Below are 23,264 nucleotides of genomic sequence, written 5' to 3'. Positions count from 1 at the left end.
TGCCCTTTCTCGCCGGGCTGTTCCACCGTCGCGCATCGTTATATTCTGGCATCAACCTACGAAGGGATTTCGCCGTGCGCTGGCTCAGGATTGCCATAAGCTTCACCGTCACGTTGCTGACCTTGCTCTGCATGCTACCGGCCCAGGCCGCGCAAGGCAGTGGTTGGTCAGTATTGCTTGACGATCAGGGCAGTCTGCAACTGAGCGACATCCGCTCGGCTCGTTACACCAACCAATTCAGCCCCATCGACCTTCAGCGCCTCACTGCTGCCGAGCCCGATGGCGCCTTGTGGCTGCGCTTCAGACTGGCCCCCGGCAAGCACGAGCAAGTGCTGCGGATCTTCGCCCCTGACCTGTCACAGCTCAATCTTTACGTGCTGGACGGCGACAGGCTGATCGAGCAGCGCAACACCGGCACCGACCAGCCTCAGGCCGAGCGGCCGCTGCCCAGCAGCGACTTCATGCTACCGCTGCCGCAAAGCGACAAAACCCTCGATGTCTATGTGCGCATGGTCTCCGACCATCAACTGCGCCCACACGTGACCCTGCAATCGGCCGTCATGAGTGCGGCCAACCACAATCAAACGCTGCTCTTTGGCCTGCTGTTCGGCTGCCTCGGCATGCTGCTGCTGCACAACCTGGTGCGCTACGCTTATTCCCGCTCGCGCAGCAGCCTGTGGCTGGCAGTTTGCGAAGGTCTGCTGGGGCTGAGCCTGTTGCTGTTGCTCAACCTCGCCGGCCCCTGGCTGCCGAACTGGCATGCAATCCAGACCCCCGGCGCCTATCTGGCCTTGTTGCTGACTGCTCCGGCCGGGTTGATGTTCGCCTATCGTTTTTTCGCTCCGCTGGGCCCGCACCTGCTGAACAGACTGTTGCTGGGCGACATCCTGTTTATCGTGACCTGCAGCCTGCTGTTGCTGTTCGTCAACACCCTGCCGCTGAACATCATCACCTATGCACTGGTGGCCCTGGCCGGCCTGAGCATGTTGTTTGTAGGGTTCTATCACTGGCAGAAAGGCTACCGGCCGGCGCGGCTGTTCGTGGCCGCCATGGTGGTATTCAACATCGGCACGCTGATTATCCTGCCCGCGCTGCTGGGCCTGACCCTGGTGTCGCCACAAGGCCTGATCATGACGTTGATGGCGTTCATCTGCATCAGTGGCCTGCTGATGAGCATTGCATTGGGCGAACGTCAGCGCAGCATCACCGAAAGTCGTTTCAGCGTCAGCCGCGACCTCGCCGCGAGCAACGCCGAGATCAACGCCAAAGCCGAGTTCCTCGCCAAGATCAGCCATGAAATCCGCACGCCGATGAACGGTGTGCTGGGCATGACCGAGCTGCTGCTGGGCACGCCACTCTCGGTCAAGCAACGCGATTACGTGCAGACCATCCACAGCGCCGGCAACGAATTGCTGACGCTGATCAACGAGATTCTCGACATCTCCAAACTCGAATCCGGGCAGATCGAACTGGACGATGTGCAGTTCGATCTCAATGCGTTGATCGACGATTGCCTGAGCATCTACCGGGCCAAGGCCGAACAGCAGAACGTCGAACTGATCAGCTTCATCCAGCCACAAGTGCCACGGGTCATCAGCGGCGATCCGACACGCCTGCGCCAGACGCTGCTGAGCCTGCTGGAAAACGCCCTGAAGAAAACCGACGAAGGTGAAGTGCTGATCGTCGTCGCCCTCGATGAACGCAGCAGCAAACCGCGTCTACGTATCGCCGTCCAGGACAGCGGTGCACCGATGGACCAAGAGGAGCGCGATGCGCTGATGCACGCCGAGCTGCACAGCAAGCACTTTCTCTCGGCCAACCGTCTGGGCGGCAACCTCGGGCTGGTGATTGCACGGCAACTGATCCGTCTGATGCACGGCGAATTCGGCATCAAGAGTGGTGCCAATCAGGGCAGCACCTTATGGCTGACCCTGCCACTGGATCCGGATCGCCTCGAACACCCAACTTCCGACCTTGATGGTCCGCTGCAAGGTGCGCGGGTACTGGTGGTCGATGACAACGACACCTGCCGCAAAGTGCTGGTGCAGCAATGCAGCGCGTGGGGCTTGAATGTCAGCGCGGTCCCTTCAGGCAAAGAGGCGCTGGCGTTGCTGCGCACGAAGGCGCACCTGCGTGATTACTTTGATGTGGTGTTGCTCGACCAGAACATGCCCGGCATGACCGGGATGCAGCTCGCGGCCAAGATCAAGGAAGACCCGAGCCTGAACCACGACATCCTGCTGATCATGCTCACCGGCATCAGCAACGCGCCGAGCAAGATCATCGCCCGCAACTCGGGGATCAAACGGATTTTGGCCAAACCGGTGGCCGGCTACACCCTCAAGACCACCCTGGCGGACGAGCTCAACCAGCGCAACAAAGGTCAGGTGGTGTTCCAGCCGCAAGTGGTGACCCCGGCCACGGCGGCGAAAGTGCCGAGCGACTTCCGCATCCTCGTCGCCGAAGACAACACCATTTCGACCAAAGTGATTCGCGGCATGCTCGGCAAGCTCAACCTGCAGCCGGACACCGCCAGCAACGGCGAAGAAGCGCTGCAAGCGATGAAGGCCCAGCGTTACGATCTGGTGTTGATGGACTGTGAAATGCCGATCCTCGATGGCTTCTCCGCGACGCAGCAACTGCGCGCGTGGGAAGTCAGCAATCAGCGTATCCGTACGCCGATCGTCGCACTGACCGCGCACATCCTTGCCGAGCACAAGGAACGCGCCCGTCAGGCCGGCATGGACGGGCACATGGCCAAACCGGTGGAACTGTCGCAATTACGCGAGTTGATCGAGCACTGGGTGGCCCAGCGTGATCAGCAGAATCGCACGGCATCCACCTTCTAGGCGGGTTCGCGCGAACACTCCGAGCCCCCATGGATTGCGGTCCAATTCCGCCGAAGGCATGGCTCAGGGGTGTGGAGTAACCGAAAGCGGCTCGTCATCCAGCGCCAGCATCGCAACGTTAGCGGCAAGCCTGTCTTTGACTTTCTCGGCGATGGCTTTGCGCGCAAGACCATAAAGGACCTCTGACAGATTGGCTTGTGCATAACGCAGCGTGAGCAAACCTTGGCCATTCTCAGTCTGGTTCAGGAACGTCAATGGATTGGAACTCAAGGCTTGTTCGGTTTCAAAGCTGAGATACACACTGCTGAACGACGCCGGGGTTTGAGCCACGATCACGAGCAGATGCAGTTTGTTCACCGGTTCCGGTATCTGCGACATTTGCCCTGTCGATGATCGCTGCATATGCGTGCGCAGCAAGTTGATGCCGGGATGAACAGGCGACACGCTCGCTAACCGAGAGAGTGCCTCTGCAGTCAGTTGCGCTTGCTCAACGTCCATTCTGGACATCACCGCAACAAGTGACTGAACCATTGAAATGTCGGTAGCTGGAGTAAGGTATTGATCTTCCCGCGCCCTTATAGACCGCATCCAGAAATCATCCAGCACTTGCGCATAAACGTCATACCAATTGATATCGGGAGTTTTTTCTGCCTGCTTGTTGGCCACTAACTGCGCAAGTAGTACCGAATTCACCAGATCATCATAATGGGCCAGATCTTCTGACTCAGGCAGCAACAGAATGGCTGCTCCGACAGTCAAAGCGGAATAACTGCGTTCCATGACATACTCCCTCCGTTAAAAAGGGCAGTCGATCTACGACCACCCTCTCGAATAATCAAATCAAATATCGTAGTCGAGTTTCTTGGTCGTGTGATCGATCAGTTTCCGGGCAATAATGTCGCGAGCGGCGTCAGCGACCATGTCATTCTTTTCGAAAGTTGCTTCACCGCGATAAAGATTTACGTTGCGGATATCGACATCTACAAACATCACTTTGGTCGAGGTATTTTTGCGTTTGAAGCGTACGGCACCGATAGCGAAAACAGTTACACCGTTGATTTCGGTACATGCACCTGCCGTTACACCACAAACACCATGCTGCAGGAGGTTACGTTCATAAAGTGTCAGTGCCGTATCGCGTTTCTGCAGAGCGGCAATTGCATCACCGGCTACTTTCAACATCAGCGCAGTCGCCGGACCCGGCACTGCCGCGCCGGCGATCACCGAGCCGAGAATCTCCAATACCAGTTTATCCATGCGCACACTGGTGCCACCGACTTGCATATCACTGAAATACTTGCTGGTAGGAGCCCAGCCGGCATTGGTCATGATCTCACGAAACAGCGTGTACCATTCCACACCCTGACTATCGAGGGGATAGCGTTTGTTCGCCACCAGCGTGGCATACAGATAAGCATTCTGTGCATCAGTGCGATTAACACCGGACAAATTGGCGCTGAAGGCGATGAGGCCCTCACCAACAATCGAACCTTTCGCCGGGGCTTCAACTTCGTCGCCCATCAGGGCGAAAGCACGAGAGTTACCAACCAGCGGCTCACCCAGATCATATTCTTCAAGGCTTTTAACACACGCAGCGATGTAGTTAGCGCTGACAACTTGATTACTCATAAAACAACTCCTTACCTTAATTAAAAGCAAGCTCCTCATGAACTTGCGAAACCAACAATACCCAAACAATTAAATAGCGACAAACACTAACTTGTAACATCATATCCAAGAACAAATAACAAACTTAAAAACACGAGTTCACAACACCAACAAATAACCCCAACAACTAAGAATCTTGCAGCATCGATACACACAGACATTAGAGCAACTGATAGACTCAGCCCCACCTACTCTGGATGCGAGCCGAAGCCATGCTCCATGTGTTGTTTAGCGTTTACTTGAAGATGCTCGTGCTCTACAGCCCGTTCTTCGTGCTGTCCTGTTTCATCAGCCTGACCCGCGGTTATTCGCGCAAGGAGCAACGGCGTCTGGCCTGGAAAGTGGCGATCGCTACGCTGGTTTCCAGTGTGTTGCTGTATTTGTTCGGGCGGGTGATTTTCGATGTTTTCGGTATCACCGTGGACGCGTTCCGCATTGGCGCCGGCAGCGTGCTGTTCATCTCGGCGCTGGGCATGGCCCAAGGCAAACCGGCGGTGCAGGCGGACAACGTGCAGCAAGACGTGACCATCGTGCCGCTGACGATTCCGCTGACGGTCGGGCCCGGCACCATCGGTGCTCTGTTGGTGATGGGCGTCAGCCAACCGCACTGGGACGACAAGATCACTGCGATCATGAGTATCGCGCTGGCCAGCTTCACCGTCGGTGTGGTGTTGTACCTGTCGAACCGCATCGAGCGGATTCTTGGTGACCAAGGGCTGCAGATCGTCAGCCGGTTGATGGGCTTGTTTGTGTGTGCACTGGCCGCGCAGATCATCTTCACCGGGATCAAGGGTTACCTCGTCTCCTGAAAACCCCTGGCGGAAAAACGCAGGCAAAAAAAACGGCTCCGTGAGAGCCGTTTTTTTTCCATCAATTGCCTGGTTTTTCCCCGTACCAGCGCGGCGTGTAAACCCAATCCCCACCGGTGGCCCGAGGGAAGACACACGTGGTGGACGAGCCGATCAACACCATCGTGCGCATGTCCACCTGATCCGGCGTCAACGCGCCCAGCGTCGTGGTGCGTAAGGTTTGCCCCGGACGTCCGATGTCCCGCCCCAGCACCACAGGCGTTTGCGGCGTGCGGTGTTGCGCGACGATTTCCAGCGCGCGGCCCAACTGCCATGGGCGGGCGCGGGAGATCGGGTTGTAGAACGCCAGCGCCAGATCCGCTTGCGCCGCCAGATCGAGACGTTTCTCGATGATCGACCAGGGTTTGAGGTTGTCCGACAGCGACATCACGCAGAAGTCATGCCCCAGCGGCGCACCGGCCTGAGCGGCGGTGGCGAGTGAGGCGGAAACCCCCGGCAGAATCTCCAGATCGACGCTGTGCCACGCGGGATCATCCGACTCGTGCAACGCTTCGAGCACCGCTGCAGCCATGGCGAACACGCCGGGGTCGCCAGACGACACCACAATCACCGAACGGCCCTCGGCCGCCAGCCGGAAGGCGTGACGGGCGCGCTGCATCTCTTCGCGATTGTCGGTGCAGTGCTGCACTTGATCGTCGCGGAACGGGCCGGCCATGCGCACGTAAGTCTCATAGCCGAGCACATCCGTGCAGCGGGCCAGTTCGGCTTTGACGGCGGGCACCATTAGTTCGGCGGCACCGGGGCCGAGGCCGATCACCGCGAGACGCCCGCGTGGACGACCGATGCTCGCAACCTCCAGCGGCTGTTCGGCAATCGCGATGGCCAGGCTGTTCGCGCTGACGATCTTCGCCGCCGGTACGGCCAATGTCGCCAGGGTTTCGAGGTCACTTTGCGCAGCAACGAAACGCAGCGGCACGCCCAGCTCAAGCGCGGCTTCACGCAGACTCGCCGAAGCCATTTCTGCGTCAGCCGCGACCAGACAGGCCAACGATGGCTGCGCTACGTTGGCCTGCTGCAGGGCTGCGCGAACGGCGTTCGGCAGATCATCGAAATCCGCACTGACTGCCACCGCAACACTGCGCGGATAGATCAATAATTCGTTGGCGCTGACCGCACGTTCAGCACTGCTCACATGAATCGAATGCTGCGCCTGCGGATCTTCCGGCAGCTGCGCCTGATCCAGCCACGGCGCCGCGCCTTCAATGCGCACGCTGTGCCCGGCCAGTAAGTCCGAGACAAAGCGCTTGCCCTGTTCCAGATCTGCCAGCGCATAACCGCTGGGTGGATTGAGCAGGCACGTACCAAAACGCAATTCGCCGCTGGTGGTGATGGCCGCCGACACTTGCAGCGCCGCAGCCAGCTCGCGCGCCATGACGTTCACCCCGCCGAGTCCACCCAAAAGCGGCACTACGGCGCTGCCATCTTCGGCCACCGCGAGCACGGCCGGTTCAGCGCCTTTTTCCAGCAACAACGGAGCCAGCGTGCGAATGACAATGCCCGCCGCGCACAGGGCAATGATCGGCGTGTCCTGTTGATAGAGTTCGCGCAGAGTCTTGCCGAATTCCTCGTACGAACGATCGGCGCCTTCAACCCGTCCGTCGAGACCATGGATCTGCGCTGCCGGATAAACCTGCTGGATACGCCGAGCCGTGGCCAGTGCGTTCTGGCCGAGAATGACGATGGCGGGAGTCGATTGAGTCATCAGCCTTGCCACCGTTCGCCCGGCACGATGATCAACGAGAAGTACGGCGAGGACATTGGCTCGACCTGATCCATCGGCACAATCTTCTGATTGGCCATGGTCGCGCGTTCGACGTACAAAGCTCGCTCGGCAAGGCCCAGTTCTTCCAGTACCTGCCGCACTTTGGGGAAGTTGCGCCCCAGTTTCATGATCACGGCGGCATCGGCATCGGCCAGACGCCGCTTCAATTCTTCGTGCGGCAACACGCCGGAGAGCACCGACAAACTCTGGTTGCGATAGACCAGCGGCGCACCCAGCACCGACGCCCCGCCGAGCATCGAGCAGACACCCGGAACCACTTGCGCTTCGTAGCGCGTGGCGAGGCGGTCATGCAGATACATATAGGAACCGTAGAAGAACGGATCGCCTTCGCAGATCACCGCCACGTCGCGGCCTGCGTCCAGATGCGCGGCTACGGTTTCAGCGGCTTCGTCGTAGAAGTCGCTGATGACCTGTTCATACGAAAGCGGCGCCGGCAGCACTTCGGTGGTCACCGGATACACCAGCGGCAGCAGGTTCTGCGCGTCTTGCAGGTGCGCTTCGATGATGCCGAAGGCATTGCCCTTCTTGCCCTTGGCGACGAAATACGCCACCACCGGTGATTCGCGCAGCAGGCGCAGCGCTTTGACGGTAATCAGTTCTGGATCACCGGGGCCGACGCCCAGGCCAAGCAAACGTCCTCTTGCCTGCATCATTCGATCTCCGTGGCCAAGGCATTGACGGCCGCAGCGGCCATGGCACTGCCACCGAGGCGGCCCTGCATGATCACGAACGGCACGCCACGGCTGTCGGCGGCGAGCGCAGCCTTCGATTCGGCAGCGCCAACGAAGCCCACCGGGAAGCCGAGAATCAGTGCCGGTTTCGGCGCGCCGGCGTCGAGCATTTCCAGCAGATAAAACAGCGCGGTCGGTGCGTTGCCGATCACCACCACACTGCCTCCCAGGTGCGGACGCCACAGTTCCAGCGCTGCGGCGGAACGGGTGTTGCCCAACTCCCGGGCCAACTCCGGCACGCTGTCGTCGCGCAGGGTGCAGATGACTTCGTTGTTGGCCGGCAGACGTGCGCGGGTCACGCCTTCCGAGACCATCCGCGCGTCACAGAGGATCGGCGCACCGGCGGCCAGCGCATCGCGCCCGGCCTTGCCCGCACCTTCAGAAAATTGCAGACCGTCGATAGCTTCGACCATGCCGCACGCATGGATCACCCGCACCGCGAGTTTTTCCAGATCGGCCGGGATGCGCGCCAGATTGGCCTCGCTGCGAATGATCGCGAAGGAGTTGCGATAGATCTCCTGACCGTCGCGGATGTAATCAAGCATCAAGGGGGCTCCGAGCGCGGCCGGCGAGCAAAGTCGCGGCCGCTTCAATAGTAAGGTTGCGTGCGTGCAACGCGCCGAAGCCCGGCTGCGTCGCATCGCGGAAATAGAGATCGTAATGACCGGGACTGACGGCCAGCAGGGTCGTCGAGGCACAGTGGGCGGCGGCGCAGGAACGCCTGCAGCCACTCAGGTGCACGTCGCGAGCCGAAGGCAGCAACGTCGCCAGATGACGCGCGTCTTGCTTGGTATCGGCCAGGCCTTTGGCGCATCCAGCGGAACCGGTGCAGGCGATCAGGTGCGCCAGTGGTCCGCTGGAATGGCTCAGCAGACTCAATTGCTCAAACCCTTCAAGGACTGCGCTGGCGTCCGCCTCTGCAACATTCGGCAGCAGCAGGCTCTGCCAGGGCGTGAAGCGCAGCGTCGCGTCGCCGAACTCGCGAGCCAGTCGGGCAGCGCCGCGCAGCATGGTTGGATCGAGCCGCCCCAGCGGTGGAACGGCACCGACGTACACCCGACCCGAGGCATTTTGCGGGTGAGCACCGATGTGCAGATCTTGCGCGCCGGGCGCACGTTGCCAGGCGCTGACGGCTTTGATCGACACGCGGGTTCTGAGTTGTTCGAGAAAGGCCAGCATCGGCAGCTCGTCGAGCACATGGCGCATCCGCGTCTGTTCCGGACGGGCCAGATCAAGGAACAACTCCAGCACTGCAATCACCAGCGCATGAGCGTTTTCCAGGGTCACAGCGCCGACGGCACGTTCCGTCGGGCATCCCGCCAGACCAAACGCCAGCAATCTTTCACCGTCGCGCTCAAACGCAGACAACCACAGATCATGCGGATGCTCGAGCATCGCCAGCGCTTCCCCGCCATCCAGTTGCACGGCGAACTTGGCGCTCAACTCATGAAAGCGCGGATGGCTCTGCAGGGTGTCGAGGATCTGTTCAGCAAGGACACGCGTATCGAAGAGCATCTGCGGGTCGATCCCGGCGGCGGGACTGAGCATCAGGTTGCGCACATCATCACCGGCGGCGCTGTTGGGGCCGAGACCGGCAGTCAGCAAGCGGTCGATCAGCTCAACGGATTGCTGGCCGATGCCACGGATTTGCAGATTGGCCCGGTTGGTCGCCTCAATCACCCCGCCGGCAAACCGCTCAGCGGCATCGGCCACCGCGTCCGCCTGATCGGCGCTGATCGAACCGCCATTGAGCTTGATCCGACAGATGCCGCCGTCCAACGCCTGGACGATACGCAACAACCCCGGGCAGCCCGAGGGTCGTATTGCGTTGGACGTCACAGATGTATTCAAGAGATGACCGGTTGGCAGCGTGCCGGGATAGGCGAAAGGCCGCCATTATGCCTGCTTTGCCCGAGCGGATGAAAATGCCTGCCGGTCGGAAAGCTTGCCGGCACAAGGATGCAAGGCCAGCGTCTCTCAAATGGGATATTCCTCCAACTTGTAAGGAATCTCGCGAATGGCTTTCTCCACCACGGCCTGACTGGCCTCTATATCTCGTCGTTTGATCACTAGCTTTCTAGCGCGCAGATCCAGTTGAGACATTGGCTGATGGATCTGCCAGAAAAGAAAAGTCGGGCTGAACACTGACTTGAGCAGCCTTATCTGACTTAACACTATCTCCAGCCCACCCAGACTGTTAGAACGCATGGGCACGATCTGGGACTTATATATTCGCCCTTCAAGACTGACAAACTTTTTCAACAGCAGCGCGTCTTTTTCAATGGAGGCCATTGCGGCATCGACCTGCACCGTCTGTGAGTGCGTCAACAGGCGTCCAGCCGATTCCTTCCAGATTCGTTGCACGCTCCCGGAAAACTGTGGCATGACGATATCCACAGGCTCGTCTTCAAGCCCCCATCCTGTTGACCAGAATGTGCCGACAAAGCGATCAAACCACTCACTCGGCTGTCTGTCGCTGTTATAACGTTTGTCCGCTTCATATATGGCGAGATAAATACAACTATTAACGAACTGCCTGTTGGTCAGGGTTTGGTTTTCACGCCCGGTAACAATCACATCATTTAAAACGACTGCATCACTGTCGGCGCTCTCTGCGCCCTGCTTAATATCCATATATTTTTCCTGCCTCGCGGCGAAGCCAATCAATTGAGTTAAAAATCCAAAGTTCAGCCAAGATTTAAATAGTCAAACTCGGCCCAACTCAAACTAACAAAGCCAATCAACTTGAAAAACATCCTTTTGGATACTTCAAGTGTCTACGACGCCAAGCGATAATTCTTCGCCGGTACACCGACGTCCTGGCAGCCGCCGCGTTATCATGCCGTCCTTGAAAATGCGCACAGACAGAGGAACGGCATGACAGCCTGGCTGACAATTGTGGGAATCGGTGAAGACGGCTTCAGGGGCCTGGGTAAAAACGCCCGGCGTGTCCTGATGGACGCCTCGCGGATCGTCGGCGGTCAGCGTCAACTGGACTTGTTGCCGGTGTGCATTCGCGGCGAGCGCCAGTTGTGGCCCAGCCCGTTTTCCCTCGCTCCCGTGCTGGAACGGCGGGGTGAGGCGGTGTGCGTGCTGGCCAGCGGTGATCCAATGTTTTACGGGGTCGGCGCCAGCCTTGCACGGCAGTTGCCGAGCGACGAGATGTTGATTCTCCCCGCACCGTCGTCCTGTTCGCTGGCGGCGGCCCGACTTGGCTGGGCGTTGCAGGATGTGGCGACGCTATCGCTGGTCGCCCGTCCGCTGGCGGCGCTCAATGCGCAGTTGTTCAGTGGTGCGCGGCTGTTGTTGCTGAGCAACGACGGCCAGAGTCCGGCGGCAGTCGCGGCGTTGCTGCGCGAGCGCGGCTTCGGTGGCAGCCGCATGAGCGTTCTGGAACATTTGGGGGGCAGCACCGAACGGCGCATCGATCACACCGCCAACGAATGGAATGACGCGCCGATTGCCGACCTCAATGTGATTGCCGTCGAATGCCTGGCCGATACCGGCACTGGCGGCTTGACCCGCCTCGCCGGTCTGCCCGACTCGGCCTTCCAGCATGACGGCCAACTGACCAAACGCGACGTGCGCGCCATCACCCTCGCCCGCCTCGCACCAAGACCCGGCGAATTGCTCTGGGACGTCGGCGCCGGCAGCGGTTCGATTGGCATCGAATGGATGCGTGCACACCCGAGCTGCCGCACCTTGGCTATCGAAGCCGATGAGGGGCGTCAGCAGTTGATCGAGTACAACCGCGATGCGCTGGGTGTGCCCGGTCTGCAATTGATCTGCGGCAAGGCACCGCAGGCACTCGACGGACTGGAACGCCCCGACGCGATTTTCATCGGCGGCGGCGTGACCCGTGAGGGCGTTTTCGAAACCTGCTGGCACCAACTCAAGCCCGGCGGCCGACTGGTGGCCAACGCGGTGACCCTGCAAAGCGAAATCACCTTGATGAACTGGCGCGAGCAATACGGCGGCGAACTGACGCGCATTCATGTCGCCCAAGCGCAACCGCTCGGCGAGTTCGACACCTGGCGCCAGGCGTTGCCGATCACGCTGCTCGATCTGGTCAAACCCCTCGATGCGTGACGAGACCGCCGAACAACCTGCGCCTCTGCGCAGCGGCCTGACCACTGGCAGTTGCGCCACCGCCACCAGCCTTGCCGCCGCACGCCTGTTACTCGGCGGGCAATCGGCCGATGCAGTGCAGATTGTTCTGCCGAAGGGCAAACAGGTGCAGATGCGTCTGGAGTTCTGCCGTTTGACCGAGGACGGCGCCGAAGCCGGGACGATCAAGGATGCCGGCGACGATCCCGATGTGACCCACGGCGCCCTGCTCTATTCGCGGGTACGGCTGCTGAGTGAACCGGGAATTCGTTTCAATGCCGGTGCCGGGGTCGGCACCGTGACCCGACCGGGATTGGTGCTGGCGGTCGGCGAACCGGCGATCAACCCGGTGCCGCGCAAGATGATCAGCGATCACCTGACGCTGCTCGCCGCGGAAACGGGGTATGGCGGCGGCTTCGAGGTTACGGTCAACGTCGAGGGCGGCGAAGCCCTGGCCCTGAAAACCATGAATCCACGGCTGGGCATTCTCGGTGGACTGTCGATCCTCGGCACCAGTGGCATTGTCCGGCCATTTTCCTGCGCGGCCTACATTGCCTCGATTCATCAAGGCATAGACGTGGCGAAAACCAACGGTTATCTGCACATTGCCGCCTGCACCGGAAACGCCAGCGAAGACACCATGCGCCGGGTTTACAACCTGCCGGAAATCGCCCTGATCGAAATGGGCGACTTCGTCGGCGCGGTGCTCAAACATCTGCGCAAAGTGCCTGTGGATAAACTCAGCCTGTGCGGCGGCTTCGGCAAGATCAGCAAACTGGCGGCCGGGCACATGGATCTGCATTCGCGGCATTCGAGTATCGATCTGCCGCAGCTGGCTGATTGGGCAGCGGCGATTGGCGCTGATGAGGCGTTGCAGCAAGGCATTCGTGCGGCCAATACCAGTCAGCAGGCGTTGGCGATGGCCAGTGCGGAGGGAATCGCTCTGGGTGATGAAGTGTGTCGCCATGCGTTGAATTTCGCCCGCAGCGTGGTGCCCGCGCAGGTGCAGGTCGAGGTGTTTGCGATTGATCGACAAGGCCGGATTGTCGGGCACGCCGGAGGTTTTGCATGAAGCGGATTTTGCTGCTCGGCGGCGTCACGGAAGCGCTGGCGATTGCTCGCACGCTCGGGCCGGAACATATCTATAGCCTGGCGGGCGTTGGCCGGGTACCGACGGATCTGACCTGTCAGGTGCGCGTCGGTGGCTACGGTGGCGCCGAAGGTCTGGCGCAGTTCATTCGCGACGAAGGCATTGATCTGCTGCTCGATGCCACGCATCCCTATGCCGCACAAATCAGCCAGAACGCCGCGACCGCTGCACTTTTGACCGGCACCCCCTGCTGGGCTTTGCGCCGTCCGGCGTGGCAACCGCAGCCCGGTGATGACTGGCGTGAAGTTAGCGACTGGGCGGAGCTGATCGCTGCCCTCAAACCCTTTCGTCGCCCCTTGTTCACCCTCGGCCGCGAACCGCTGCAACACCTCGATGAAATCCCTGCCGAGCAGTTCTGGACCCTGCGCGCCCTCGACGGCTACCCCGGCAACCAACGCTGCGAAGTGATCGGCGCCCGTGGGCCGTTTCTGTTGGAGGATGAGCGTGCGCTGTTCGAGCGACGGCAGATCGATGTGCTGATCAGCAAGAACAGCGGCAGCACTGCGACAGAGCCGAAGCTGGAAGTGGCGCGTGAGCGTGGGGTGCCGGTGATTGTGTTGAAGCGTCCGGGATTGCCGGGGGTTGATCGGGAGTTTGCCTCGGTCGACGAAATTCTCGCTGCCCTCTCGACCTTTAACCGTATCTGAAAATAAGCACAGATCTCACGGCCGCCTGCGCGGGCAAGTCGAATCGTCGCACCGCCCCTCCCACTGGGTTCGCGGGGTAAACAGGCTATGTGGTCGCCACCGACCTCTGTGGGAGCGAGCCTGCTCGCGAAGACGTCGGCAAAGTCTGCACATCATTGCCTGACCCAATGCTTTCGCGAGCAGGCTCGCTCCCACAATGTCACAGGCTCGGCTGGATATCTGACGTGAATCCTACAACCAATGCAGACACTGCCCACAACAACTTAACGAATCGCTGATTATCGGCAGCCAGGGTCTACATTTACGCTCACCGTCTTTGATTCCAAAGGCGTATACATCCAATGTCAGAAAAATTCTCCCGTTTCGACGCCAAGGATTACCTGAAAACACCTGTCGATCTTAGCGAATACATCAAGGGCTGTGAGATCGAAGACTCCGGCGATGGGCAGCTCAACCGGGTAGCACTTCGAGACGTCAAGCAGACCATTCGCGCACGAATAGAAAGCGACTCGAATTTCGCCCAGGCAATGCGAATCGAAGCCGCTACACTCATTTATAACGGCGAAATCGAGCTGGGGCGCAGGCTTCTCAAGCTCTTGCATGAAGCGCTGCGACACCAAACCGCACGACGCTTTTTTACTTATCGGCCCTGATCAGGCTAAATAGCCCGCGCCTGATCGCCCACCCAATGGATCTGTCCCATGAACCGACACCGGCTAGCAATTGCCTGGATCGCCTGCTTTGCAGTGCTGTTCAACATGCTCGCCATGCCGATGACGGGAGCGATGGCGCAGGCGGCCAGTTCACCGGCCGAGCAATTGCTCTGGAGCAGTTTCTGCACCGGCAGCGGGACGAAAATGGTGGCGATCAACATCGGCACCACCGATCAGAAAGCCCCGGCCAACGACACGCATTCGAACATGCAGCATTGCTGGTGCTGCTCGGGCTCGGCGCCATTGGTGGCGCTGCCGGGGCATTCGCCGCAGCTGTATTTCGCCCGCTACGAAAGCAATCGCAGCGTCGCGCCCGCCTCGTTGCAAACACCCACACCGCGCCAGCAATGGCCGAGCCTCAATCCCCGCGCCTCCCCTCTGGTTTGATTTGTTCGCGCAATTGACCTGCGTTTCAAATCGTTCCGGAGAACTGCCATGTTGAACAAACTCATCGTAATCGCTGCGTTGCTGCTGCCGGCGTGCTTCGCCCATGCCCACGAATACAAGGCCGGCGAACTTGAGATCGCCCACCCGTGGTCGCAAGAGTTGCCGCCGAACGCGCCAACCGTTGCTGCCTACTTCATCATTCACAACGCCGGAAAAACGGACGACCGCCTGCTCAGCGTCGACTCGCCGATTGCTCCAGAAGCGCAACTGCACGAACACGTGATACAGGGCGATCTGATGAAGATGCAGCAAGTGCCGAGCGTGGAAATTCCGGCAGGCGGCAATGTGACGTTCGCGCCGATGGCCTATCACGTGATGCTGCTTAATCCGACCGATCGCAGCCTGCTCAGCGACGGCAAACGCTTTCCGCTGACGATGCATTTCGAGAAGGCCGGTGACGTCACCGTCGAAGTCTCGGTGCAGAAGAAGCCGCCGGAAACCACGCAGGCTCACGCGCACGCTCAGTAAGCCTTCCGGCAGATTCCGCCCATGCGCCCGCTGAGCGTCAGGCCCTCCCGGCAACGCCGTCAGACTGAACACCTGACCCGCGCCAGCTGGATCGCGCTGTTCGCCATGTTGATGATCTTCATCGGCCCACTGATTTCTCAGTCGATGCCGATGGATCAGCACGCCTCGGCATCGATGCCGATGAGCATGGACATGTCGATGGACATGCCGGGCATGGACCACAGCGGCCATGATGCAAAACCCAGCGCCGAACACTGCCCACCGCAATCCTCACACCACGTGCTGTGGGAAAAATGCGGCTATTGCAGCCTGCTGTTCAATTGCCCGGCACTGACCGGCGGTGGCGATTTCGCCGCCTTCAACGTCCCGCCGCTGAACACCTTCACCCCACCCTCCCCGGGCCTGGGCCACGCCCGGCAGACGTTCTTCCCCGGCGCCCGCACCCGCGCGCCACCCATCGCAGCGTAAACACGCACCTCTGATTGCACACGGTTGAGAAGACAGCTTCAGGCTGCCGGCCGTGTCGTTTACGACTGTTTGATGGAAATTGTCATGTCCAGGTTTGCTGCTGTTTCACGCTCGGGTGCTGCCCCGGCGTCCTTCGCTTTGAACGAATCGCGGATTCGTTTCAGGCACGCTACCGCCGTCCTTTGCGGCGTGCTGCTGTCCCCGTTGGTGCTGGCCGATGATCACACCGCGCACAATGAAGAACTCAGCCCGACGGTGATTACCGCAATCGCGCCGAGCTCACCACTGACCATCGTTACCAATCCAAAAGATCCGCGCCAACCGGTGCCGGCCAGTGACGGCGGCGATTACCTGAAGACCATTCCCGGCTTCGCCTTGGTGCGCAATGGCGGCACCAACGGCGATCCGGTGCTGCGCGGCATGTTCGGTTCGCGCCTGAACATTCTCACCAACGGCAGCATGCTGCTTGGCGCTTGCCCGGGCCGCATGGACGCGCCGACCTCGTATATCTCGCCGGAAACCTACGACAAACTTACCGTGATCAAAGGCCCGCAAACCGTGCTGTACGGCCCGGGCGCTTCGGCCGGTACGGTGCTGTTTGATCGTGAGCCGGAGAGCTTTGGCGAACTCGGCACCCGCGTGAACGCGAGCATTCTGGCCGGCTCCCACGGACGCTTCGACAAGGTCGTCGACGCCGCTGCTGGCGGGCCATCGGGCTACGTGCGGGTGATCGGCAACACCGCGCATTCCGACGACTACCGCGACGGCAACAACGACATCGTCGCCTCGCGCTACGACAAGTGGAACGGCGATGTAGCGGTCGGCTGGACCCCGGACGCCGACACCCTGATCGAACTCACCGCCGGCAAGGGCGACGGCGAAGCGCGCTACGCCGGACGAGGGATGGATGGCTCGCAATTCCTGCGCGAAAGCCTCGGCCTGCGCTTCGAAAAATCCAACATCACCGACGTGCTGGAGAAACTCGAAGCGCAGGTCTACTACAACTACGCCGACCACGTGATGGACAACTACACCCTGCGCACGCCGTCCGGCACCGGCATGATGGCCGGGCCGATGGCCTCCAACGTTGACCGCCGCACCCTCGGCGCACGGATCAAGGCGACCTGGCGCTGGGCTGACATCCAGCTGATCAGCGGTCTCGACGCGCAGACCAACGAACACCGTGAGCGCAGTTCGATGGGCATCGATACCTACAAGGATTTGCCGTATACCAAGGACGCTGATGTCCATAACTACGGTGTGTTCAGCGAGATGACCTGGTACGCCGCTGACCGTGACCGGTTGATCACCGGTGCCCGGGTTGACCGCGCTTCGGCCAAGGATTATCGGCAGAGCAGCGGTTCGGGAATGATGTCGCGCCCCAACCCGACCGCTGACGATACTCGCGCCGACACCCTGCCCAGTGGTTTCGTCCGTTACGAGCATGACCTCGCCGACAGCCCGACCACGCTCTACGCCGGGCTCGGTCACGCGCAGCGCTTCCCCGACTACTGGGAGCTGTTCTCGGCGAGCAGCGGCCCGGTCGGCTCGGTCAACGCGTTCGATTCGATCAAACCGGAAAAGACCACCCAGTTCGATGTCGGCGTGAACTACAAAAGCGCCGACCTCGAAGCCTGGGCCTCGGGTTACATCGGCGTGGTGCGCGACTACATCCTCTTCGATTACACCCCTGGAATGATGGGCATGAGCACCTCGCGCGCCGAGAACATCGACGCGCGAATCATGGGCGGTGAACTCGGTGCCGCGTACAAACTCACCGATCACTGGAAAGCCGATGCGACCCTGGCTTACGCCTGGGGCAAGAACAGCAGCGATGGTTCGGCCCTGCCGCAAATGCCGCCGCTGGATGCCCGCTTCGGTCTGACCTATACCGAAGACAACTGGAGCGCTGGCGCACTGTGGAGAGTGGTTGCCGCGCAGAACCGTATCGATCAGAACAAGGGCAACGTAGTCGGCAAGGATTACGACAAGAGTTCGGGCTTCGGCGTGTTCTCACTCAACGGTGCCTATCGGATCAACAAACACTGGAAGGTCAGCAGCGGCGTCGACAACCTGTTCGGCAAGGCTTACGCCGAACATCTGAACCTGGCGGGCAACGCCGGATTCGGCTACCCGGCCAATGACCCGCAAGCGATCAACGAACCGGGGCGCACGCTCTGGACCAAAGTGGACATGAGTTTCTAACAAGAAAAGTCAAAAGATCGCAGCCCGTATGTCCCCCTGTAGGAGCTGCCGAAGGCTGCGATCTCTTGATCTAAAAAAATTCGCCCAGCGGAGCACACGTGATGACACAGCCCAAACCGAATTTCTACAACCTGGCCTGGCGTTGGCATTTTTACGCCGGCCTGTTCGTCGCCCCGTTCATGGTGATGCTGGCCCTGACCGGCATCATCTATCTGTTCAAACCGCAGCTCGATTCACTGATGTACAGCAGCCTGCTCAACGTCCCCGCCGGACATCACACGGTTCCGGCCGATGACCTGCTGCAACGGGTGAAAAGCGCTTATCCACAAGGCCAGGTCACCCAATACCTGCCACCGGTCAACGCCGAACGCAGCGCACAGTTCGTGGTGAAGAACGCCGGTCACGAACTCAACGTGTTCGTCGACCCGTACCACGGCGACATCCTCGGCGAGCAGGATGCCAAGCAGAACCTGCAAGCCATCGCCCGCGCGATCCACGGCGAATTGATGATCGGCACCGTTGGTGACCGCCTCATCGAAATGGCCGCCGGTTGGGGCGTGGTGCTGGTGGTGTCCGGGGTTTTCCTCTGGTGGCCGCGCGGTCAGGCGGCGGGGATTTTGTGGCCACGGCTGAGCAGTCGTGGTCGCGTGCTGTGGCGTGACCTGCACGCAGTCACCGGTTTCTGGGGCGCAACGTTGCTGCTGGTGATGTTGCTCAGCGGCATGACCTGGACCGGTTTCTGGGGCAAGCAATACGCGCAGGTGTGGAACGTGTTCCCGGCGGCAATGTGGGACAACGTGCCGACCTCCGATGTCGAGGCGCGCAGCCTCAACAGCGCCACGCGTCAGACCGTGCCATGGGCGATGGAAAACACGCCGATGCCGATGTCCGGCGACCACGCCGAACACATGGTTCACGGCGGCGCCAACTCGGGCCCGGCAGCGCCGACTGTCAGCCTGCAAGACGTACAAAACATCGCCACCCAGCGCAAGGTTGAAGCGGGCTACAGCATCACCCTGCCGACCACTGCCACCGGCGTGTTCACCATCGCCGTATTCGCCGATGATCCACGCAACGACGCCACCCTGCATGTCGATCAATACACCGGCAAGGTCCTCGCCGACGTGCGTTTCGAACACTACGGCACGGTGGCCCGCGCCACGGAAATCGGCGTCATGCTCCACGAAGGCAAGATGTTCGGCACCTTCAATCAGATCGTCGTACTGCTGATCTGCCTGATGATTCTGCTCAGCGCCGTCAGCGGCGTGGTGATCTGGTGGAAGCGTCGACCGCAGGGCAAATTCGGCGTGCCGCCGCTGCGCCACGACTTGCCGAAGTGGAAAACCGGCGTGGTGATCATGCTCGCGCTGGCGGTGGTGTTCCCATTGGTGGGCGCTTCGCTGGTGGTGGTGTGGTTGCTGGATCGGATCTTGGTGTCGGCTCGGGTCACCGACAGAACGGCCGCGTGAAGAAGGCACGAGGCAGCGCGCAGTCCCTATCGATTGCGCGCTGCCCGTTTTCAGCCGTAAAGCACAACCAGCTCGGCGTTACAGCTCATCGCGAGAAGGCTTGTGACTGCTGACCGGAGCTTCCTGGCGTGAAGTACGCCAGTCGGTGCCCAGGCGCCCGGCCTGATTCCAATAATGCGCGGCCTTCAGCACGCGCAATTCGGCGGCATTGGCGAGCTGTGTAATGAACGCGCCGGGAGACAGGCGTGTGACCCATTTTTGCTCGACCCACACGACGGTCTGGGTCGTCAACACGCGCCGCTCGGCCTCGGAATAGTAAGGCCCGTACTTGATCAGCGCACCGTGGGGCGTCGAGTAGTAGTGGGCCTTGATTCCGAACCCCTTGTCTTTCAGGGCGAAGGTATGGGCGTACACCATCCCCGGCGACGCATAGTTGGCATAGACCTGTTCCGGGTCGACGGTCATGGTGGTGTTTCCCGAGAGATACAACTGATGCGCGGCCATCAACGCATAACCGCTGGGGAACCCCGGCGACTTGTTGCGGGGCGTACCCACCGCGTCTTTGCGTGTGCGAAAGATCCGGTTGAAGCTCAGCATCTCGTCGGTCTCGGGCAGAGGTTCCAACGCCACGTAGGCCCTGATACCCGGATTGCCGAGAATCGCACTCTCGTACGCCGCATGGCGGACATAACCGCTGCCGGCGCGCTGCTGCGTGTAGCGCGCCGCATCATCGGCGTGGTGGAACATCGGCCCCAAGACGAAGTGCGGGTAATTCGCCCAGTGCTCGTCCTGCGACAAGTCACGCATGCGCGGCAACCAGTCTTTGCCGACAACCCCCTGCCGTGACCAGAAGGTGCTGGGAATCAACACATTCAGTTCACCCGCCCGGGCCAACTGACGAGTGTACTGACCTAACTCAAAGCTGCCGCGTGTGATCTGCTTCCAGAAATCCTGAGCCCTGGCCATCGAGCCGAAGCGATTGGGTAGCAACGACGACTGGCCAAGTTTGTCCTGCGGTGCATCCGCATCGAAGGGCGACATCTGGTAACGCAGCAACGCGCCGTCGGCACAGGACAGATAAATCGGTAGGTAACCCTGAGGCGAATACACGGCGCTCAGTGCACGACTGATATCCAGCGGCGAGAAAAAGTGCCGGTAATCGTGGTCGTCCAGCTTTGCTGGCAGCGCCGGGGCACGCAGATGCAGGCCATGGACCGCGTGACCGGCAGGCGCCGCGCCGTTCGGCAAAATCGCCTCAAGGGTCAGACGGTGATCGTGCACCGCTTGTGGCAGGCTCGCCGAGTATTGGTCGTTGCGCTCATGCTTGAGCAGAACGCCGACGTGCAAGCCATCCTTGTCCACCGCTTGCTCATGCGCAAAGCGCGCCGCGTCTGCCGCCTGAATGAACACCGGACTGCAGGCCGGTTGATCGACGATCGCGGGAGAAGCGTGGGCGAACGGGAATGGCACGAATGCGGACAACGTCCCCGGTGCTCCCCACAACTTGCTGCCTTTGACCACCTGCAACGTGCCAAACACCAGCAAGCGAGCGACCCAGGTTTTCGCCGACAACTGACCACTACGCAGATGCTGCTTGATCTTGTCGAAGCTCATGCCCGCCAGATTCGCCATGCCCAATTTGACGAACAGGCTGACGGCGAGCTTGTCGCCAGCATTCACTCGGTAACGGACGACCGCGCCGTCGGGGCAGAACAGATATTCCTCCAAACGCTCGGACTCCCAGCTGAACGCAGTGCGCAGCACATCCACCGAAAGCATGTTGAGGTACACCTGCATTTCGACCTTTTCCAGAGCGAACGGCAGATCCCGGGCAACCCTGGAGCGATAGCGCCCGATGATCGTGCAGCCCTCCGGGAATAACCCTTGAGCAACAGCGGCGTCCGGAAAGATGACGTCGATTGGGAAATCTTCTTCATACACGGCGATCGGCGCGGTGGCGACGAACAGGCCATCGGAACGCTTGAGAATCACACCGCCATAGGAACGGTCGGTACCCGACGGTATCGACTGGCGAGCCTGCAGAACAGCATCATCCGCCGTCAGACACACCGCGCTCAGTGCCAGGCGCTGCAGATTCCTGCAGGGAAACCAGTAGCGGTCGACCGCGCCTTTTCGATCCCAATACACATTCGTGCGCAGCACACGCAGGTCACCGCTGTGGGCGACGGTCCTGACGAAGTCAGTCGAGGTCACCGCTCCGGAGGCGAGGTTGCTCTGGATCTCGCCCAGCTCCAGCAATGGCGAGTCAATGTCGAACAGCCGCGTGTCTCTGCGCGGTGTGAATTTGATCAGTGCACCGTCCATGGGCGCGATGTAAGTGGTGAGTGGCGCACCGCTCTCGACCTGCGGTTTCTTGCGTGCATCGTAGACCGCGACATACAGATCCTCGGGGACGATGAAGTGCTCCGCCAGCCAGTTTTTCGAGGTGCCGGGCGCCGGCCTGAAGCGCGGGCGCGTGTAGAAATACGAATGCACGGTAAAGGACTCGGGCAGTCGATAACCGCCGGCGATACCCGATGCAGGGAACAGGCTCTTCAGGGTGAACAGCCTGAACTGGTCTTTATCCACCGCCACCAGTTCCGAGGCGACGTATTGTTCCTTGCCCTTTTGCTTGAGGATGAAGCCGAACCACGTCTGCTCATCGTGTGGCGTGGTATCGCGCAGGTACAGATCCTGTGCGGCTTCGTCTGCCGAGGCGAACACCGCGCCAAACGATACCCGCTGCGGAACGACGCGCTCCCAGGAAGGAATCACCACCGGCAACTGCCCATGCACTTTCCCTCGGGGTCGCCACTTGCCATTGCTCAGCAAAACCTCCAGATTCCCCGCTGCAGCCGCCCGGGCGACGAGAACGCTGGGTTTGATCGTACCGGCCCGAAGCTCCTTGGCCAGTGGCCCCGGATCCGTTTCGGAGCCCAACTGTTTAACCAAGGGCGCCACGGTCACGGGAGCATGGCTGAACAGCAGCAGACTGTCTTCGGCGCCCGACAAATACCCCGGCAGGTTCTGCTCGATCAGGAAGCGCAGGTGCGCCACGCTGAACATCAACAGGCTCATTTCGGCATCGGCCCACAGCCACTCTGACGCAGCCTTTGTCAGGTCGAACTTCGACAGGGCCACATTGGAATAGAACAGGCTGTGCAGCGTGTGCTGCTTGGGGAAAATCGCTTCGCTGGTGTGCTCATCCAGCGGAAACAACAGGCGGTTATCCAGCTCACCGTCGGCGACTGCCACCGGCTCGCTGGCGACGAACCGGCCATCGTCACGCTTGAAAATACAACTGGCGTAGTGTCGATCCCGGCGCTTGCCGACCCGCTCATGGGCATAGCGCGCGGCGTCATCGGCCGAGAGAAAGGCGCGGCTCAATGCCGGTCCTGTCACCGTGCGTCGAGGTAAAGCATGGGTATGCATAAACGGACATCCTTGTTCCGGTTGAGAGAAGTTGCGAGCCCCTAGCCTGAACACTCCGCACGCCCTCATGGCGGTACATAGTTATCGCTGTTGCCGACACTTCCCATCTTAGCCCCACACAAGTGCACGAGCGTGCCCCTCGCTGTACAAAGCGCCCAACGCTGGTGCAACCAGCCTGCGGTGAAACCTCAGCAGACGCTTGAGAGCGGGCCTTCCACGCCTTAGGCACAGCCCTTGCTAAAGCCCCTTCAGTCGTCC

At 60.5% G+C, this 23,264-nt stretch carries 19 protein-coding genes; 11 read left to right on the top strand and 8 right to left on the bottom strand.

All coding sequences use genetic code 11. From position 1 onward, the window contains the following. The first annotated feature begins 74 nt into the window (after positions 1 to 74). On the top strand, positions 75 to 2,849 hold the full coding sequence (locus ACQ4OE_RS16475) for a response regulator (RefSeq protein WP_430947242.1): 2,775 nt from the start codon (positions 75 to 77) through the stop codon (positions 2,847 to 2,849). 63 nt (positions 2,850 to 2,912) lie between these two features. Here ACQ4OE_RS16475 and ACQ4OE_RS16470 read toward each other — a convergent pair whose 3' ends face one another. Both ACQ4OE_RS16470 and ACQ4OE_RS16465 read right to left on the bottom strand, forming a co-directional pair. Next, positions 2,913 to 3,629 (bottom strand): hypothetical protein, encoded by a 717-nt coding sequence (locus ACQ4OE_RS16470; RefSeq protein WP_430947241.1) that lies wholly within the window; start codon positions 3,627 to 3,629, stop codon positions 2,913 to 2,915. Positions 3,630 to 3,689: 60 nt separating this feature from the next. Then, positions 3,690 to 4,478, bottom strand: coding sequence for a hypothetical protein (locus ACQ4OE_RS16465; protein WP_430947240.1), 789 nt, complete (start codon positions 4,476 to 4,478; stop codon positions 3,690 to 3,692). Positions 4,479 to 4,729: 251 nt separating this feature from the next. Between ACQ4OE_RS16465 and ACQ4OE_RS16460 the strand changes: the two genes are divergently transcribed. Next, on the top strand, positions 4,730 to 5,326 hold the full coding sequence (locus ACQ4OE_RS16460; RefSeq protein WP_122593704.1) for a MarC family protein: 597 nt from the start codon (positions 4,730 to 4,732) through the stop codon (positions 5,324 to 5,326). 61 nt (positions 5,327 to 5,387) lie between these two features. Here the strand turns inward: ACQ4OE_RS16460 and cobJ are convergent, their stop codons facing one another. The 5 genes from cobJ to ACQ4OE_RS16435 form a co-directional block, all read right to left on the bottom strand. Beyond that, positions 5,388 to 7,088, bottom strand: coding sequence for a precorrin-3B C(17)-methyltransferase (cobJ, locus tag ACQ4OE_RS16455; protein ID WP_430947239.1), 1,701 nt, complete (start codon positions 7,086 to 7,088; stop codon positions 5,388 to 5,390). Then, positions 7,088 to 7,822, bottom strand: coding sequence for a precorrin-2 C(20)-methyltransferase (locus ACQ4OE_RS16450; protein ID WP_430947238.1), 735 nt, complete (start codon positions 7,820 to 7,822; stop codon positions 7,088 to 7,090). The genes cobJ and ACQ4OE_RS16450 overlap by 1 nt, the downstream gene beginning before the upstream one ends. After that, positions 7,819 to 8,445, bottom strand: a complete 627-nt coding sequence (locus tag ACQ4OE_RS16445; protein WP_430947237.1) for a precorrin-8X methylmutase — start codon at positions 8,443 to 8,445, stop codon at positions 7,819 to 7,821. The genes ACQ4OE_RS16450 and ACQ4OE_RS16445 overlap by 4 nt, the downstream gene beginning before the upstream one ends. Then, positions 8,438 to 9,751 carry a precorrin-3B synthase gene (cobG, locus tag ACQ4OE_RS16440; RefSeq protein ID WP_430947236.1) on the bottom strand — a complete coding sequence of 438 codons (1,314 nt, stop codon included), beginning with the start codon at positions 9,749 to 9,751 and terminating at the stop codon, positions 8,438 to 8,440. Before cobG ends, ACQ4OE_RS16445 begins: the two co-directional genes overlap by 8 nt. Before the next feature lie 126 nt (positions 9,752 to 9,877). Further along, on the bottom strand, positions 9,878 to 10,534 hold the full coding sequence (locus ACQ4OE_RS16435) for a hypothetical protein (protein WP_430947235.1): 657 nt from the start codon (positions 10,532 to 10,534) through the stop codon (positions 9,878 to 9,880). 243 nt (positions 10,535 to 10,777) lie between these two features. On the opposite strand from ACQ4OE_RS16435, the gene cbiE reads away from it, so the two are divergent. The 9 genes from cbiE (at position 10,778) to ACQ4OE_RS16390 (ending at position 19,574) form a co-directional block, all read left to right on the top strand. Beyond that, the gene (gene cbiE / locus ACQ4OE_RS16430) at positions 10,778 to 11,989 is read left to right on the top strand and encodes a precorrin-6y C5,15-methyltransferase (decarboxylating) subunit CbiE (RefSeq protein ID WP_430947234.1); all 1,212 of its coding nucleotides are present in this window, start codon (positions 10,778 to 10,780) and stop codon (positions 11,987 to 11,989) included. Beyond that, positions 11,982 to 13,079 (top strand): cobalt-precorrin-5B (C(1))-methyltransferase, encoded by a 1,098-nt coding sequence (locus ACQ4OE_RS16425; protein WP_430947233.1) that lies wholly within the window; start codon positions 11,982 to 11,984, stop codon positions 13,077 to 13,079. The genes cbiE and ACQ4OE_RS16425 overlap by 8 nt, the downstream gene beginning before the upstream one ends. Beyond that, positions 13,076 to 13,804, top strand: a complete 729-nt coding sequence (locus ACQ4OE_RS16420; RefSeq protein ID WP_430947232.1) for a cobalt-precorrin-6A reductase — start codon at positions 13,076 to 13,078, stop codon at positions 13,802 to 13,804. Before ACQ4OE_RS16425 ends, ACQ4OE_RS16420 begins: the two co-directional genes overlap by 4 nt. 341 nt (positions 13,805 to 14,145) lie before the next feature. Next, positions 14,146 to 14,457 (top strand): hypothetical protein, encoded by a 312-nt coding sequence (locus tag ACQ4OE_RS16415; RefSeq protein WP_430947231.1) that lies wholly within the window; start codon positions 14,146 to 14,148, stop codon positions 14,455 to 14,457. A gap of 48 nt (positions 14,458 to 14,505) precedes the next feature. After that, positions 14,506 to 14,904: a DUF2946 domain-containing protein gene (locus ACQ4OE_RS16410; protein ID WP_430947230.1), complete on the top strand. Its 399-nt coding sequence runs from the start codon at positions 14,506 to 14,508 to the stop codon at positions 14,902 to 14,904. A gap of 48 nt (positions 14,905 to 14,952) precedes the next feature. Continuing rightward, a complete protein-coding gene (locus ACQ4OE_RS16405) occupies positions 14,953 to 15,432 on the top strand; it encodes a copper chaperone PCu(A)C (protein WP_430947229.1) in 480 nt (159 codons plus the stop codon). Positions 15,433 to 15,453: 21 nt separating this feature from the next. Next, positions 15,454 to 15,900 carry a DUF2946 domain-containing protein gene (locus tag ACQ4OE_RS16400; RefSeq protein WP_430947228.1) on the top strand — a complete coding sequence of 149 codons (447 nt, stop codon included), beginning with the start codon at positions 15,454 to 15,456 and terminating at the stop codon, positions 15,898 to 15,900. Positions 15,901 to 15,984: 84 nt separating this feature from the next. Next, positions 15,985 to 18,105: a TonB-dependent copper receptor gene (locus ACQ4OE_RS16395; protein ID WP_430947227.1), complete on the top strand. Its 2,121-nt coding sequence runs from the start codon at positions 15,985 to 15,987 to the stop codon at positions 18,103 to 18,105. 101 nt (positions 18,106 to 18,206) lie between these two features. Continuing rightward, complete coding sequence (locus ACQ4OE_RS16390) at positions 18,207 to 19,574, top strand: PepSY-associated TM helix domain-containing protein (protein WP_430947226.1); 1,368 nt, start codon at positions 18,207 to 18,209, stop codon at positions 19,572 to 19,574. Between the two features lie 78 nt (positions 19,575 to 19,652). On the opposite strand, the gene ACQ4OE_RS16385 is transcribed toward ACQ4OE_RS16390, so the two are convergent. Further along, positions 19,653 to 23,006, bottom strand: coding sequence for a hypothetical protein (locus ACQ4OE_RS16385; RefSeq protein WP_430947225.1), 3,354 nt, complete (start codon positions 23,004 to 23,006; stop codon positions 19,653 to 19,655). Positions 23,007 to 23,264: the final 258 nt, after the last annotated feature.

This window comes from Pseudomonas sp. WC2 (assembly GCF_050586545.1).
Lineage (GTDB): Bacteria > Pseudomonadota > Gammaproteobacteria > Pseudomonadales > Pseudomonadaceae > Aquipseudomonas.
The sequence above is the reverse complement of the archived record's forward strand: the minus strand, read 5'-3'. Positions and strand labels throughout refer to the sequence as shown.

Excerpts from the sequence above, each read along its gene's own strand:
- ACQ4OE_RS16420 (WP_430947232.1), top strand. The coding sequence starts at position 13,076 with ATGAAGCGGATTTTGCTGCTCGGCGGCGTCACGGAAGCGCTGGCGATT.
- cbiE (WP_430947234.1), top strand. The coding sequence starts at position 10,778 with ATGACAGCCTGGCTGACAATTGTGGGAATCGGTGAAGACGGCTTCAGG.
- ACQ4OE_RS16385 (WP_430947225.1), bottom strand. The coding sequence starts at position 23,006 with ATGCATACCCATGCTTTACCTCGACGCACGGTGACAGGACCGGCATTG.
- ACQ4OE_RS16425 (WP_430947233.1), top strand. The coding sequence starts at position 11,982 with ATGCGTGACGAGACCGCCGAACAACCTGCGCCTCTGCGCAGCGGCCTG.
- ACQ4OE_RS16405 (WP_430947229.1), top strand. The coding sequence starts at position 14,953 with ATGTTGAACAAACTCATCGTAATCGCTGCGTTGCTGCTGCCGGCGTGC.
- cobJ (WP_430947239.1), bottom strand. The coding sequence starts at position 7,088 with ATGACTCAATCGACTCCCGCCATCGTCATTCTCGGCCAGAACGCACTG.
- ACQ4OE_RS16395 (WP_430947227.1), top strand. The coding sequence starts at position 15,985 with ATGTCCAGGTTTGCTGCTGTTTCACGCTCGGGTGCTGCCCCGGCGTCC.
- ACQ4OE_RS16400 (WP_430947228.1), top strand. The coding sequence starts at position 15,454 with ATGCGCCCGCTGAGCGTCAGGCCCTCCCGGCAACGCCGTCAGACTGAA.
- ACQ4OE_RS16410 (WP_430947230.1), top strand. The coding sequence starts at position 14,506 with ATGAACCGACACCGGCTAGCAATTGCCTGGATCGCCTGCTTTGCAGTG.
- ACQ4OE_RS16445 (WP_430947237.1), bottom strand. The coding sequence starts at position 8,445 with ATGCTTGATTACATCCGCGACGGTCAGGAGATCTATCGCAACTCCTTC.
- ACQ4OE_RS16465 (WP_430947240.1), bottom strand. The coding sequence starts at position 4,478 with ATGAGTAATCAAGTTGTCAGCGCTAACTACATCGCTGCGTGTGTTAAA.
- ACQ4OE_RS16435 (WP_430947235.1), bottom strand. The coding sequence starts at position 10,534 with ATGGATATTAAGCAGGGCGCAGAGAGCGCCGACAGTGATGCAGTCGTT.
- ACQ4OE_RS16450 (WP_430947238.1), bottom strand. The coding sequence starts at position 7,822 with ATGATGCAGGCAAGAGGACGTTTGCTTGGCCTGGGCGTCGGCCCCGGT.
- ACQ4OE_RS16390 (WP_430947226.1), top strand. The coding sequence starts at position 18,207 with ATGACACAGCCCAAACCGAATTTCTACAACCTGGCCTGGCGTTGGCAT.
- ACQ4OE_RS16460 (WP_122593704.1), top strand. The coding sequence starts at position 4,730 with ATGCTCCATGTGTTGTTTAGCGTTTACTTGAAGATGCTCGTGCTCTAC.
- ACQ4OE_RS16415 (WP_430947231.1), top strand. The coding sequence starts at position 14,146 with ATGTCAGAAAAATTCTCCCGTTTCGACGCCAAGGATTACCTGAAAACA.
- ACQ4OE_RS16470 (WP_430947241.1), bottom strand. The coding sequence starts at position 3,629 with ATGGAACGCAGTTATTCCGCTTTGACTGTCGGAGCAGCCATTCTGTTG.